The organism is Mesorhizobium sp. WSM4848, from assembly GCF_055811375.1.
This window is the reverse complement of the sequence record NZ_JBVVPX010000021.1, coordinates 25,799-39,521: the sequence shown is the minus strand read 5'-3', so window position 1 is coordinate 39,521 and position 13,723 is coordinate 25,799. Positions and strand designations below refer to the sequence as shown.

General features: G+C 63.4%; 13 protein-coding genes. 10 read left to right on the top strand and 3 right to left on the bottom strand.

The annotated features are described in order from the left end of the window. Positions 1–60: 60 nt before the first annotated feature. Both AC0L16_RS19495 and AC0L16_RS19490 read right to left on the bottom strand, forming a co-directional pair. A complete protein-coding gene (locus tag AC0L16_RS19495) occupies positions 61–222 on the bottom strand; it encodes a DUF1328 domain-containing protein (RefSeq protein WP_473622630.1) in 162 nt (53 codons plus the stop codon). Positions 223–307: 85 nt separating this feature from the next. Further along, on the bottom strand, positions 308–1,318 hold the full coding sequence (locus AC0L16_RS19490) for an MBL fold metallo-hydrolase (RefSeq protein WP_473622629.1): 1,011 nt from the start codon (positions 1,316–1,318) through the stop codon (positions 308–310). 293 nt (positions 1,319–1,611) lie between these two features. Here AC0L16_RS19490 and AC0L16_RS19485 point away from each other — a divergent pair, with 293 nt between their 5' ends. Next, positions 1,612–2,151, top strand: a complete 540-nt coding sequence (locus tag AC0L16_RS19485; protein WP_473622627.1) for a protease inhibitor Inh/omp19 family protein — start codon at positions 1,612–1,614, stop codon at positions 2,149–2,151. 146 nt (positions 2,152–2,297) lie between these two features. After that, a complete protein-coding gene (gene zapE, locus AC0L16_RS19480; RefSeq protein WP_473622625.1) occupies positions 2,298–3,500 on the top strand; it encodes a cell division protein ZapE in 1,203 nt (400 codons plus the stop codon). Positions 3,501–3,728: 228 nt separating this feature from the next. Here the strand turns inward: zapE and AC0L16_RS19475 are convergent, their stop codons facing one another. Beyond that, a complete protein-coding gene (locus tag AC0L16_RS19475; protein WP_473622623.1) occupies positions 3,729–4,157 on the bottom strand; it encodes a GNAT family N-acetyltransferase in 429 nt (142 codons plus the stop codon). A 239-nt stretch (positions 4,158–4,396) separates the two neighbouring features. Here AC0L16_RS19475 and mdh point away from each other — a divergent pair, with 239 nt between their 5' ends. The 8 genes from mdh (at position 4,397) to AC0L16_RS19435 (ending at position 13,720) form a co-directional block, all read left to right on the top strand. After that, positions 4,397–5,365: a malate dehydrogenase gene (gene mdh, locus AC0L16_RS19470; RefSeq protein ID WP_027153710.1), complete on the top strand. Its 969-nt coding sequence runs from the start codon at positions 4,397–4,399 to the stop codon at positions 5,363–5,365. 31 nt (positions 5,366–5,396) lie between these two features. Then, a complete protein-coding gene (gene sucC, locus AC0L16_RS19465; RefSeq protein WP_473622622.1) occupies positions 5,397–6,590 on the top strand; it encodes an ADP-forming succinate--CoA ligase subunit beta in 1,194 nt (397 codons plus the stop codon). A gap of 4 nt (positions 6,591–6,594) precedes the next feature. Next, complete coding sequence (locus AC0L16_RS19460; protein ID WP_473622621.1) at positions 6,595–6,966, top strand: cupin domain-containing protein; 372 nt, start codon at positions 6,595–6,597, stop codon at positions 6,964–6,966. 52 nt (positions 6,967–7,018) lie between these two features. Continuing rightward, positions 7,019–7,921 (top strand): succinate--CoA ligase subunit alpha, encoded by a 903-nt coding sequence (gene sucD / locus AC0L16_RS19455; RefSeq protein WP_287121059.1) that lies wholly within the window; start codon positions 7,019–7,021, stop codon positions 7,919–7,921. 150 nt (positions 7,922–8,071) lie between these two features. Beyond that, positions 8,072–11,056 carry a 2-oxoglutarate dehydrogenase E1 component gene (locus AC0L16_RS19450; protein WP_473622619.1) on the top strand — a complete coding sequence of 995 codons (2,985 nt, stop codon included), beginning with the start codon at positions 8,072–8,074 and terminating at the stop codon, positions 11,054–11,056. A 50-nt stretch (positions 11,057–11,106) separates the two neighbouring features. Further along, positions 11,107–12,414 (top strand): 2-oxoglutarate dehydrogenase complex dihydrolipoyllysine-residue succinyltransferase, encoded by a 1,308-nt coding sequence (gene odhB / locus AC0L16_RS19445; protein WP_473622618.1) that lies wholly within the window; start codon positions 11,107–11,109, stop codon positions 12,412–12,414. Positions 12,415–12,482: 68 nt separating this feature from the next. Beyond that, entirely contained in the window at positions 12,483–12,968 is a 486-nt protein-coding gene (locus tag AC0L16_RS19440; protein WP_473622713.1) for a hypothetical protein, read from the top strand. After that, positions 12,965–13,720 (top strand): SDR family oxidoreductase, encoded by a 756-nt coding sequence (locus AC0L16_RS19435; RefSeq protein WP_473622617.1) that lies wholly within the window; start codon positions 12,965–12,967, stop codon positions 13,718–13,720. Before AC0L16_RS19440 ends, AC0L16_RS19435 begins: the two co-directional genes overlap by 4 nt. Positions 13,721–13,723 lie beyond the last annotated feature (3 nt).

Here is a 13,723-nt window from a genome sequence, read left to right as displayed (position 1 = left end):
TTTTTAGACCTGCGCATCGTGCTTTCTGAAAATCGATTCCGATTTTCGGGCCGATGCTGTCTACGCCACCGCGAAGACGCCAAACATGACCAGCAGGAAGATGATCAGCACGATGCCGATGAGAATGCGGGCGCCGGTGGCGGCGGCTCCGGCCAATGCCGGCATGCCGAGCAGGCTGGCCGCGGCCGCGATAATCAGAAGAATGATGATCCACTTGATCATGGAAAATCCCTCGCAGCCGACGGTTGTGGACGACTACCAACGCGTTTACGACGTCCCCGGTTCCCCTGGGCGCCGGGTCGCCTGCCTAGAACGCCGGCACGTCCCAGACCTCGCCGGGACGCAGGGCGCGAAAGCGTTCTTGCGGGACACCTTGATCGTCGAGGGCCTCGCCAAGCTTTCTTGCCGGCTCGTCGATCGGCTCGTTGGTGAGCCGGAACGTGCCCCAATGGCAGCCGGCGGCATAGGCGGCGTTGCACAACAGCATGCCTTGCACCGCCTCCTCCGGGTTCTGGTGGTGTGGCGCCATGAACCAGCGCGGCTCGTAGGCGCCGATCGGCAGGATAGCGAGGCGGAAGCCGCCGTGCCTTCCGGCCATCAGCCGGTAGTTGATGCCATCGTGGAAACCGGTGTCGCCGGCGAAATAGACCTTTCCGCCCGGCGTCTCGACCACAAAACCCGCCCACAGCGCCATGCGCCGGTCGCGGGTGCCGCGTGCCGACCAGTGGTGCACCGGCTCGACATGGACGGCGACGTCGTTGCCGATCTCGACCCGCTCGCCCCAATCATGCACGGAAAGCCGCATGCCGGGAACGCCAGCGTCGATGATGGCGTCGTTGCCGAGCGGCGTCAGCACCAGCGGGTCGTGCTTTGTCTTCAGCCGTTTCAGCGTGGCCAGGTCGAGATGATCGTAGTGGTTGTGGCTGACCAACACGAGGTCGATCGGCGGCAGGTTGGAGAAGGCGATGCCCGGCGGATTGACCCGTTTCGGCCCGGCAAAGGGGAGCGGCGAGGCGCGCTGCGACCAGACCGGGTCGGTAAGAATATTCAGGCCGGCTGTCTGGATGAGAAGCGAGGAATGGCCGACCATGGTCAGCCTTAGCCCGGAGCCGTCGATCCGCTTGGCCGGTGTCGCCTGACGAAACGGACTCGGATCCGCCGTCGGCCATTTCGAGCGTTCGCCGCCCAACTGCCACTTCAAAAGATCGGAAAAGCGGGCAGGCGGCTTGCCACTGGGATTGAAGAACAAGGTGCCGTCGAAATGATCGCTGGGCAGCCCGTTATAGTAGCGGTTGGCCGCCCTTTTTCTCGCAGCCAAGATTTCGCCTCCGGCAAGGTTCGGTTTCATCAGAGATAGGACCGAAGCGGGCTGGCGCAAGCATTTGGCGGCCGGACGCCAGGGGCAGGCCTATCCAGGCAAACCGCTGCGCAGTCTCGGGCCAGACCCCCAGGGCAGGTTTTCGGGCGGCACGCATCTGTGGCAAAGTTGCAACAGGTGTCGCCGCAAATGCTATTTTAACCATACAGGGTTGAAATTTTGCCACCTTCTCCGTCTTGGTAAAGGGGATATTGTGCGGACGGCAGCCCAGCCGGACCCGACGGAGGTTTGAAATGGATTTTTCGAAAACCGGTCTGCTGGCCGTATCGCTGGCCGCGCTCTTTGCCAGCGGCTGTTCAACGTCACGGTTCTCGTCGATGGACCAGCAGCCGGCGCCGCTGCAAGCCGCGCCCTCCGGCACGGTGACCGCAAACCAGCTGCCGCCGCCGGCGTCGCCCGGCACCGCCGACCCGTCGAAATTTCCGACGGCGCCGCAGGGCCCGCAGGTCGCCTCGCTGCCGCCGGACGGAACGGCTCCGGCCGGAGCCCCGGATCTTACCGCAAGCAGCGTCGCCGGTGTGTGGAAGGCCAGCGTGTCCGGCCAGAGCTGCCAGGTGGCGACGCCGCAGACCAAATTCGGCTCCGGCTATCGGGCTGGACCGCTGCATTGCCCGGCACCGATCGACGGCATCAAATCCTGGAACGTCGCCGGCAAGCAGTTGACGCTGTACGACGCGAATGGCGGCACGCTGGCACGGCTCTATTCCTCTGGCGGAGAGAAATTCGACGGCCAGACTTCCAACGGCCTGCCGATCTCGCTTACAAGAGGCTGACCCGCCCGCCCTTAGTGTTTTTACGCGATTCCGGGCCGAAAACCGCTACACGCTTTTCCCGGAATTGCTCTCTTTTGTTTTTACGCAATTCCGGACAGAAAGCCGCTACACACTTTTCTTGGAATTGCTCCGGAACGACGTGACCGATGCATCTGCGTGACGGCCTTCAGACCCATGCGACCGTCCGGCAGCGTTACGACCATTGGGTCGATACGGGCCTGATCGACCGCGATCGCGCGCAGGAGCGGGTCGTCGCGGCACTCGACCGGCTGATCGACGAGATTTCGGCAAAACGGCTGGCGCACAAATCGAGCGCGCTGGGCTGGCTGTTCGCTCGCAAGCGCGAGACGCGCGAGGCCGTCAAGGGCCTCTATATCCACGGCGGCGTCGGCCGCGGCAAGACCATGCTGATGGACATGTTCTTCGAGCTGGTGCCGGTCCGGCGCAAGCGCCGTGTGCATTTCAACGACTTCATGGCCGATGTGCAGGACCGCATCCAGAAGCACCGGCAGGCGCGTAAAGAGGGCACCGTCAGGGAAGACGACCCGATCGCGCCGGTGGCCCGCGCGTTGGCCGAGGAAGCCTGGGTGCTGTGCTTCGACGAGTTTTCCGTCACCGACATCGCCGATGCGATGATCCTGTCGCGGCTGTTCTCGGCGCTGTTTGCCAACGGCGTCGTGCTGGTCGCCACGTCCAATGTCGCGCCGCAGGATCTTTACGGCGACGGCTTGAACCGCAAGCTTTTCCTGCCCTTCATTGGCATCCTGGAGCGGCATGCGCAGGTGATTGCCCTCGATGCCGACAAGGACTATCGGCTGGACAAGCTCAGCCGCCTGCCGGTCTATGTCACCCCTGCCGATGCCGCCGCCGATGCTGTCCTCGACGAGGCCTGGAAAGTGATGACGCATGGCAGGTCGACGCAGGCAGCGGCCCTGACGGTAAAGGGCCGGCAGGTCGTCGTGCCGCGCGCCGCCGGCGAAGCGGCGCGGTTTTCCTTTGCCGATCTCTGCGAAAACCCGCTCGGTGCCCGCGATTTCCTGGCGATTGCCGGCCGCTTCTCGACGGTCTTCATCGATCATGTGCCGGTGCTTGGCGAAGGCATGCGCAACGAGGCTAAGCGCTTCATCCTGCTGATCGACACGCTCTACGACCATCATGTGCGGCTGGTGGTGAGCGCCGCCGCACCGCCAGCGCAGCTTTATACGGCCAAGCGCGGCAACGAGGTCTTCGAATTCGAGCGCACCGCGTCGCGGCTGATCGAGATGCAGAGCCACGAATGGCTGGAAGACTGGGTGGAGAGGCAGAAGGCGCGGGTGGTGCCGGTGGAGGCGAGGCAGGTTCGGGCCTGAAGATAGTCTTCGGAAGGTCGCGATCCTTCGCGCCCCCCTCTGTCCTGCCCTCTTTGGCAAATCTTGGCATCTCCCCCACAAGTGGGGAGATTGGCCGTCATCTTTCGCTTGTCCAATCTCCAACGTCAGAGGCGTGAGCGGAGCGTCGAAGCTGCCGATCTCCCCCCATGTGGGGGAGATGTCCGGCAGGACAGAGGGGCGCTGTCCGGGGCCCTGTCCCGCCGGCGCCTATAGTCGATACACATACATGACGAAATCCTCCGCCGGCCTATGGGGCTCCTTGCGCGACTCATAAAGCGCCTGGGCCGCCACATTGTCCGGCTCGGTGCCGAGCCAGGCCTCCTCGCAGCCATGCTCCCGGCCGAGCTCAAACATGGCGTCGAGCATCTTCGTCGCTATGCGCTGGCGCTGGAAGGCCGGCGCCACGCCGACTTCGTCGATGTAGAGTTCGCTCACCTTGTCCGGGTGGCGGTGGATGACGGCCGCGCATTGGCCGACGACCGTGCCATCGGCCAATGCCACGATCATGAAATGACCGGATTCGCGGAGATACGCTGCCAGCCGATCCAGCCTGACCGGTTCATCGAACACATCTCCGGCGACCCGCATCACAAGGGCGTCATCGCCGGGAAACAGCCTTCTTATTTCCATCTTCATTGCGTAACTTTCCCAAGTCGGCTCAATTCTTTTGACGTTTACGTAAATCCCAACCCATCTAACCGATTGAAAAAACTCACTCCAAAATAATCGTTTGAATGTTTCATGCGCCGGGGCTATTGGGTGCGGCGACATCTTCGCGGCTTCCCCGCAGCATTCCGGCCTCCTTCCTCGACGCCGTCATCCAATTCGCTAAGGGATTTGGGCGCCGTCACAGTCTAAAGGGAAAAAATCCTGACATGGCACGCAACAAGATAGCGCTCATCGGCTCGGGCATGATCGGCGGCACGCTCGCCCACATGATCGGCCTCAAGGATCTCGGCGATGTTGTGCTGTTCGATATCGCCGAGGGCATCCCGCAAGGCAAGGGGCTGGATATCGCGCAGTCGTCACCGGTCGATGGCTTCGATTCAAGGCTGACCGGCGTCAACGATTATGCCGGCATCGAGGGCGCCGACGTCTGCATCGTCACCGCCGGCGTGCCGCGCAAGCCCGGCATGAGCCGCGACGACCTTCTCGGCATCAACCTGAAGGTCATGGAGCAGGTTGGCGCGGGTCTTAAGAAATACGCGCCGAAAGCCTTCGTCATCTGCATCACCAACCCGCTCGACGCCATGGTCTGGGCGCTGCAGAAGTTCTCCGGGCTGCCGAAGAGCCATGTCGTCGGCATGGCCGGTGTGCTCGACAGTTCGCGCTTCCGCTACTTCCTGGCCGAGGAGTTCAAGGTGTCGGTCGAGGATGTCACCGCCTTCGTGCTCGGCGGCCATGGCGATTCCATGGTGCCGATGATCCGCTATTCGACGGTCGCCGGCATCCCGCTGCCCGACCTCATCAAGATGGGCTGGACTTCGAAGGAAAAGCTCGACCAGATCGTGCAGCGCACCCGCGACGGCGGCGCCGAGATCGTCGGCCTGCTCAAGACCGGCTCGGCCTTCTACGCACCGGCCGCCTCGGCGATCGCCATGGCCGAAGCCTATCTCAAGGACAAGAAGCGCGTGCTGCCCTGTGCTGCGCATCTCTCCGGCCAGTACGGTGTCAAGAACACCTATGTCGGCGTGCCGGTGGTGATCGGCGCCGGCGGCGTCGAGCGCGTCATCGAGATCGAGCTCGGCAAGGCCGAGCAGAAGATGTTCGACAATTCGGTGGCGGCGGTGCAGGGCCTGTGCGAGGCTTGCGTCAAGATCGCTCCGCAACTCGCCGCCAAGTGATCCCCCAGCAGCTGATCTGGAGACAACGCGCATGAACATCCATGAATATCAGGGCAAGGCGCTGCTAAAGGGCTTTGGCGCACCGGTGGCCGAAGGCGTGCCGGTGTTCAGGGCAAGCGAGGCGGAAGCTGCCGCCAAGGCGCTGCCCGGCCCGCTCTATGTGGTAAAAAGCCAGATCCATGCCGGCGGCCGCGGCAAGGGCAAGTTCAGGGAGCTCGGCCCCGACGCCAAGGGCGGCGTGCGGCTGGCGAAATCGGTGGCCGAGGTCGTCACCAACGCCCAGGAAATGCTTGGCCACACTCTGGTCACCAAGCAGACCGGTCCGGCCGGCAAGCAGGTCAACCGGCTCTACATCGAGGATGGCGCCGACATCGAGCGCGAGCTCTATCTGTCGCTGTTGGTCGACCGCTCCGTCGGCCGCATCGCTTTCGTCGTTTCGACCGAGGGCGGCATGGACATCGAGGCGGTCGCCCACGACACGCCGGAAAAGATCATCACCGTCGCCATCGACCCGGAAAAAGGTGTGACGGCGGATGATCTGAAAGAACTCAACGGCGCGCTGAAGCTCGACGGCGAGGCCGCCGAGGACGGCGAGACGCTGTTCCCGATCCTCTACAATGCCTTCGTCGAGAAGGACATGAGCCTGCTCGAGGTCAACCCGCTGATCATCATGAAGAATGGTCGGCTGCGCGTGCTCGACGCAAAAGTGTCGTTCGACAACAACGCGCTGTTCCGCCATCCCGACGTGATGGAGCTGCGCGACATCACCGAAGAGGACGAGAAGGAGATCGAGGCGTCGAAATACGACCTCGCCTATGTCGCGCTCGACGGCAATATCGGCTGCATGGTCAACGGCGCCGGCCTCGCCATGGCGACGATGGATATCATCAAGCTCTACGGCGCCGAGCCCGCCAACTTCCTCGACGTCGGCGGCGGCGCGTCGAAGGAGAAGGTGACGGCGGCGTTCAAGATCATCACCAAGGACCCGGCGGTCAAAGGCATCCTGATCAACATCTTTGGCGGCATCATGAAGTGCGACGTCATCGCCGAGGGCGTTATCGCGGCGGTCAAGGAAGTCGGCCTGCAAGTGCCGCTGGTGGTGCGGCTGGAAGGCACCAATGCCGAGCTCGGCAAGAAGATCATCAACGACAGCGGGCTCAACGTCGTCTCGGCCGATGACCTAGACGACGCGGCCAAGAAAATCGTGGCGGCGGTGAAGGGCTGATCTGGTGCCTCCGCACAAGATAAACCTGGTCGAGGCGGCGGATCAGAAGATCAAAAAGGTCTTCGATCCGCATATCGCCGGCGACGTCAACGACGCCCAGGTCAAGATCGCCAAGTTTGGCGATGTCTTCGACTGGCACGCGCATGACAATGAGGACGAAGCCTTCCTGGTGCTGCGCGGCCGCATCGCCATCGACTTTCGCGACGGCACGGTGGAGCTTGGCAGCGGCGAGTTCATAGTCGTGCCGCGCGCCATTGAGCACCGGCCGCGCTCGCTGAGCGAACAGCCGGTGGTGCTGATGTTCGAGCCGGCGACGACGCTCAATACCGGCAACGCCAAAAGTGACCTCACCGTCGCCGATCTCAAGCGTCTCTGACCTGACGATGACCGCGCAGCCTTCCTCCATCAACGGTTTGTAAAGGACCACCATGTCCATTCTCGTCGACAAGAACACCAAGGTGCTCGTGCAGGGCCTGACCGGCAAGACCGGCACGTTCCATACCGAGCAGGCGCTGGCCTATCACGGGACAAAGATGGTCGGCGGCATCCACCCCAAGAAGGGTGGCGAGACGTGGACCGGTGCCACGGGCGAGAGCTTGCCGATCTTTTCCACCGTCGCTGAAGGCAAGGCGAAGACCGGCGCCAATGCGTCTGTCGTCTATGTGCCACCGGCGGGCGCCGCCGAGGCGATCCTGGAGGCGATCGAAGCCGAGATCCCGCTGATCATCTGCATCACCGAGGGCATACCGGTGATCGACATGATCAAGGTCAAGGCGCGGCTTGACCGTTCGACATCGCGGCTCATCGGCCCCAACTGCCCCGGCGTCCTGACCCCCAATGAATGCAAGATCGGCATCATGCCCGGCAACATCTTCCGCAAGGGCTCGGTCGGCGTTGTTTCCCGCTCGGGAACGCTTACCTACGAGGCAGTGTTCCAGACCACCAATGTCGGCCTCGGCCAGACCACCGCCGTCGGCATCGGTGGCGATCCCGTCAAAGGCACGGAGTTCATCGACGTGCTGGAGATGTTCCTCGCCGACGACGAGACCCAGTCGATCATCATGATCGGCGAGATCGGCGGCTCGGCCGAGGAAGACGCCGCGCAGTTCCTCAAGGATGAAGCCAAGCGTGGCCGCAAGAAGCCGATGGCCGGTTTTATCGCCGGGCGCACGGCCCCGGCCGGCCGCACCATGGGTCATGCCGGCGCGGTGATCTCCGGCGGCAAGGGCGGCGCCGAGGACAAGATCGCGGCGATGGAATCGGCCGGAATAAAGGTTTCGCCGTCGCCGGCTAGGCTCGGCACGACCTTGGTTGAAGCGATAAAGGGTTAAGGGAGTAGGGGAGTAAGGCAGTATGGGAGTAGGGGAATAGGAAGAACGGGACGAACGACGGCAAGTGCCTACTTTTCCCTACTGCCCTACTCCCTTACTGCCCTACTCCCCTCCAAAACAGGAGACGGAGCGCAGCCTCCGCTGAAAAAAATGGCAAGACAAGATCAGGCCAACGACCAATTTTCGCTTACCTCTTTCCTCTATGGCGGCAATGCCGATTATATCGACGCGCTCTACGCCGCCTATGAGGACGATCCCGCTTCGGTCGATCCCGAATGGCAGGATTTCTTCGCGGCGCTGAAGGACGACGCCGGCGATGTCCGCAAGAATGCCAAGGGCGCCTCATGGGCCAGGCCCTCGTGGCCGCTGCAGGCCAATGGCGAACTGGTCTCGGCGCTCGACGGCGATTGGGGCATCGTCGAGAAGCACATCGAGAAGAAGGTCCAGCACAAGGCGGTGATGAACGGCGTCACCCTTTCCGACGCCGACGTGCATCAGGCGACGCGCGATTCCGTGCGCGCCATCATGATGATCCGCGCCTACCGCATGCGTGGCCATTTGCACGCCAATCTCGACCCGCTCGGCATCGCCAAGCTCGAGGATTACAACGAGCTGTCGCCGGAAAATTACGGCTTCACCGCCGCCGACTACGACCGCCCGATCTTCCTCGACAACGTGCTCGGGCTCGAATTCGGCACCATCCGGCAGATGCTCGACATCCTGACCCGCACCTATTGCTCGACGCTCGGCGTCGAGTTCATGCATATTTCCGATCCCGAGGAGAAGGCTTGGATCCAGGCGCGCATCGAGGGCACCGACAAGGAGATCTCCTTCACCGCCGCCGGCAAAAAGGCGATCCTGCAGAAGCTGGTCGAGGCCGAAGGCTTCGAGCAGTTCATCGACGTCAAGTACAAGGGCACCAAGCGCTTCGGCCTCGACGGCGCCGAGGCGCTGATCCCGGCGCTGGAGCAGATCGTCAAGCGAGGCGGCCAGCTTGGCATGAAGGAGATCGTGCTCGGCATGGCGCATCGCGGCCGGCTGAACGTGCTCTCCCAGGTGATGGCCAAGCCGCACCGCGCCATCTTCCACGAGTTCAAGGGCGGCTCGGCCGCACCCGACGAGGTCGAGGGATCGGGCGACGTGAAGTACCATCTCGGCGCTTCGTCGGACCGCGAGTTCGACGGCAACAAGGTGCACCTGTCGCTGACCGCCAATCCCTCGCATCTGGAAATCGTCGATCCGGTGGTGATGGGCAAGGCGCGGGCCAAGCAGGACTCTCTGTTCGGCCGCAGCCGCGAGGAGATCGTGCCGCTGGAAGAGCGCGCCAAGGTGCTGCCGCTACTCCTGCACGGCGACGCCGCTTTTGCTGGCCAGGGCGTGATTGCCGAAATCCTCGGCCTGTCGGGCCTGCGCGGCCACCGCGTCGCCGGCACGCTGCACTTCATCATCAACAACCAGATCGGCTTCACCACCAATCCGCGTTTCTCGCGCTCGTCGCCTTATCCGTCGGATGTCGCCAAGATGATCGAGGCGCCGATCTTCCACGTCAATGGCGACGATCCGGAAGCCGTGGTCCACGCCGCCAAGGTGGCGATCGAATTCCGCATGAAATTCCACAAGCCTGTCGTGGTCGACATGTTTTGCTACCGCCGCTTCGGCCACAATGAGGGCGACGAGCCGGCCTTCACCCAGCCGATCATGTACAGCAACATCCGCCGCCACAAGACGACGGTGCAGATCTATGCCGACCGGCTGATCGCCGAAGGCCACCTCAGCCAGGCCGAATTCGACAAGATGAAGGCCGACTGGCGGGCACATCTCGAACAGGAATTCGAGGTCGGCCAGCACTACAAGCCCAACAAGGCCGACTGGCTGGATGGCGCCTGGTCGGGCCTGCGCACAGCCGACAACCAGGACGAACAGCGGCGCGGCAAGACCGCCGTGCCGGTCAAGACGCTGAAGGAAATCGGCAAGAAGCTGGCCGAGGTGCCGAAGGAATTCGAGGCGCACAAGACGATCCTGCGCTTTCTCGAGAATCGCCGCCAGGCGATCGAGTCGGGCGAAGGCATCGACTGGTCGACGGCCGAAGCGCTGGCCTTCGGCGCCATCCTGCTCGACGGCAATCCGGTCCGGCTGTCCGGCCAGGATTCGGAGCGCGGCACGTTCTCGCAACGCCACTCCGTGCTCTACGACCAGCGCGACGAGACACGCTACATCCCGCTCAACAATCTGTCGGCGGCGCAAGCCGGCTTCGAGGTCATCAACTCGATGCTGTCGGAAGAGGCCGTGCTCGGCTTCGAATATGGCTACAGCCTGGCCGAGCCGAAGGCACTGACGCTTTGGGAAGCGCAGTTCGGCGATTTCGCCAACGGCGCCCAGGTGGTGTTCGACCAGTTCATCTCGTCGGGCGAGCGCAAGTGGCTCAGAATGTCGGGCCTCGTCTGCCTGTTGCCGCATGGCTATGAAGGCCAGGGGCCGGAACATTCGTCGGCCAGGCTCGAGCGTTTCCTGCAGCTTTGCGCCGAAGACAACATGCAGGTGGCCTACTGCACGACGCCGGCCAACTACTTCCACATCCTGCGCCGGCAGTTGAAGCGGGATTTCCGCAAGCCGCTGATCCTGATGACGCCGAAGTCGCTGCTGCGCCACAAGCGGGCGGTGTCGACGCTGCCGGAGATGTCGGGCGAAAGCGCGTTCCACCGGCTGTTGTGGGACGATGCCCAGCAGCTCCCCGGCCAGGCGATCAAGCTCACCAAGGATTCGAAGATCCGCCGCGTCGTGCTCTGCTCGGGCAAGGTCTATTACGACCTCTACGAGGAGCGCGAGAAGCGCGGCATCAACGACATCTACCTGCTGCGCGTCGAACAGCTCTATCCGTTCCCGGCCAAGGCGCTGATCACCGAACTGTCACGCTTCCGCAACGCCGAGATGGTGTGGTGCCAGGAGGAGCCCAAGAATATGGGCGCCTGGTCGTTCATCGATCCGTATCTGGAATGGGTGCTGGCGCATATCGACGCCAAGCACCAGCGGGTGCGCTATACCGGCCGGCCGGCCGCGGCGTCGCCGGCGACCGGGTTGATGTCGAAGCATCTCGCCCAGCTTGCCGCCTTGCTCGAAGACGCGCTCGGTGAATAGAACAGAGTTCGGCGAATAGAACAGAACCGACAGAAAAACGGACAGGCACAATGGCTACCGAAATCCGCGTCCCTACTCTTGGCGAATCAGTCACCGAGGCGACCATCGGCAAGTGGTTCAAGAAGGTGGGCGATGCGATCGCCACCGACGAGCCGCTGGTCGAGCTCGAAACCGACAAGGTAACGGTGGAAGTGCCGGCCGCGGCCGCAGGAACGCTCAGCGAGATCGCCGTCAAGGAAGGCGAGACGGTCGAAGTCGGCGCTTTGCTCGGCATGATTTCGGCGGGCAACGGGGCAAAAGCGGCAGCACCCGAACCCGCGAAGTCGTCAACGTCCGAACCGAAGCAGGACGCGGTATCGCAGGCCTCGGCGCCGACCGCCGCAGCCACCGTCAAGCAAGCCGCGGCCGAGACCGCCAAGATCGCCGGCGATGCCGGGCCGATCGAGGCGCGCGCGATGCCGCCGGCGCCAGCGGCGGCGAAGCTGCTGGCCGAGAGCAATCTCGCGGTCGACCAGATCTCGGGTTCCGGCAAGCGCGGCCAGGTGCTTAAGGGCGACGTGCTCGACGCGATCGCCAGGGGCGCGCCGTCGCAGCCGGCCGAGACGCCGAAGGCCCCTGCGCCGGTCGCCGCTCGTGCGCCGTCCTCGGCCGACGACGCGTCGCGCGAAGAGCGGGTGCGCATGACCAAGCTGCGGCAGACCATCGCCCGCCGCCTCAAGGAAGCGCAGTCGACCGCCGCCATGCTGACCACCTTCAACGAGGTGGACATGGGCGCGGTAATGGCCCTCAGGACCAAATACAAGGACGTGTTCGAGAAGAAGCACGGCGTGAAGCTGGGCTTCATGGGCTTCTTTACCAAGGCCGTCACCCATGCGCTGAAGGAAATCCCTTCCGTCAATGCCGAGATCGACGGCACCGACATCATCTTCAAGAACTACGCCCATATCGGCGTCGCCGTCGGCACCGAAAAGGGCCTCGTCGTGCCGGTCGTGCGCGATGCCGACCAGATGGGAATAGCCGAGATCGAGAAGGAGATCGGCCGGCTGGGCATTGCTGCGCGTGATGGCAAGCTTTCCGTGGCGGATATGCAGGGAGGCACGTTCACCATCTCGAATGGCGGCGTCTACGGGTCGCTGATGTCGACGCCGATCCTCAACGCGCCGCAGTCGGGCATCCTGGGCATGCACAAGATCCAGGAGCGGCCGGTGGTGGTCGGCGGCCAGATCGTGATCCGGCCGATGATGTATCTGGCGCTCTCCTACGATCACCGCATCGTCGACGGCAAGGAAGCGGTGACCTTCCTGGTGCGGGTCAAGGAAAGCCTGGAGGATCCGGAACGGCTGGTGCTCGATCTCTAGGCCCGGTCGAGGTGAGCCGGAGAATGGATCTGCGCCACCGAATGAGTTCCTCTCGTTTGTACTCCGGCATGTTTTTCACGCTGTGCGCGGCCGGCGTTGCGCAGACGGGATCGGCAGCCTTTGCCGCATGCCCGCTCGAACTCGCCGTCTATGGCGATGCCGAAAGTGCGGCCGAGATCGATTTCAGGCCGACCGCGGGATCGGCGGTCGTCACCAACACCTTCAAGATGGTGCTCGATAACGATGTCGTGCTCGACGGGATCGTCATGTGGACGCAAGGCGTGGCGCGGCCGCATGGTTCGCTGATGTACAAATGCCCGACAGGCGACGTCACCGGCGACGAGCTCGCCGCCTGCACGCTGTGGGAGGGGGTCGTCTACAGTGCGGATGACAAGGGCAACATCGCTCTGTTGCCGGCCGAAGGGGTAGATGCTCCGAAGACCCTGATCTTTCCCGACCTCGGACCGTCGCTGCAGAGGTCGACCGCCTATGGCGCCAACGGGTTTTCAAAGGTGCCGTGGGATGTTTTTTCGTTGAAGGGCTGTCAGGAATGAGCGCGGCCAAAAAAGTGCTGCTGGTGACCGGCGGCGGCCGCGGCATCGGCGCTGCCACATCCAGGCTTGCCGTCAAGGCCGGATACCGTGTTGCGATCAACTACGCATCGAATGAGGCTGCTGCCACGGCGCTTGTCGAGGCAATCGAACAGGCCGGCGGCGAAGCGCTGGCCATCATGGGCGACGTTGGCAGCGAGGCCGATATCCAGGCGATGTTCGAGAGGATCGATCATGTCTTCGGGCCGCTCGATGCGCTCGTCAACAACGCTGGCGTGGTCGACCAGAGGGCGCGTGTCGACGAAATGAGCGGAGCACGGCTGGAGCGCATGATGCGCATCAACGTCATTGGCTCCATGCTCTGTGCCCGCGAAGCGGTGAGGCGCATGTCGACCAGCCATGGCGGCAACGGCGGCGCCATCGTGAATGTCTCCTCGATTGCAGCGAGAATTGGCGGGCCGGGCGAATATGTCGACTACGCCGCCTCGAAGGGCGCGATCGATTCTTTCACGATCGGCCTGGCGCGCGAGGTGGCCGGCGAAGGCATTCGCGTCAACGCGGTCAGTCCAGGGATTGTCGATACCGAAATTCATGCCTCCGGCGGACAGCCGGATCGCGTCGCGAGGATGCGTCACGGCGTGCCGATGCAAAGGGCGGCGACCACCGAAGAGGTCGCCGCGGCAATTCTCTGGCTCCTGTCGGACGGGGCGTCCTATACGACAGGCGCGAATTTGGAAGTGGGCGGCGGCCGCTAATCC

What these genes read in the sequence shown, in the direction of transcription:
- zapE (WP_473622625.1), top strand. Translation starts at nt 2,298, where the DNA reads ATGCATCTGCGTGACGGCCTTCAGACCCATGCGACCGTCCGGCAGCGT.
- AC0L16_RS19485 (WP_473622627.1), top strand. Translation starts at nt 1,612, where the DNA reads ATGGATTTTTCGAAAACCGGTCTGCTGGCCGTATCGCTGGCCGCGCTC.
- AC0L16_RS19440 (WP_473622713.1), top strand. Translation starts at nt 12,483, where the DNA reads ATGTTTTTCACGCTGTGCGCGGCCGGCGTTGCGCAGACGGGATCGGCA.
- sucC (WP_473622622.1), top strand. Translation starts at nt 5,397, where the DNA reads ATGAACATCCATGAATATCAGGGCAAGGCGCTGCTAAAGGGCTTTGGC.
- mdh (WP_027153710.1), top strand. Translation starts at nt 4,397, where the DNA reads ATGGCACGCAACAAGATAGCGCTCATCGGCTCGGGCATGATCGGCGGC.
- AC0L16_RS19450 (WP_473622619.1), top strand. Translation starts at nt 8,072, where the DNA reads ATGGCAAGACAAGATCAGGCCAACGACCAATTTTCGCTTACCTCTTTC.
- AC0L16_RS19495 (WP_473622630.1), bottom strand. Translation starts at nt 222, where the DNA reads ATGATCAAGTGGATCATCATTCTTCTGATTATCGCGGCCGCGGCCAGC.
- AC0L16_RS19435 (WP_473622617.1), top strand. Translation starts at nt 12,965, where the DNA reads ATGAGCGCGGCCAAAAAAGTGCTGCTGGTGACCGGCGGCGGCCGCGGC.
- AC0L16_RS19475 (WP_473622623.1), bottom strand. Translation starts at nt 4,157, where the DNA reads ATGAAGATGGAAATAAGAAGGCTGTTTCCCGGCGATGACGCCCTTGTG.
- odhB (WP_473622618.1), top strand. Translation starts at nt 11,107, where the DNA reads ATGGCTACCGAAATCCGCGTCCCTACTCTTGGCGAATCAGTCACCGAG.
- sucD (WP_287121059.1), top strand. Translation starts at nt 7,019, where the DNA reads ATGTCCATTCTCGTCGACAAGAACACCAAGGTGCTCGTGCAGGGCCTG.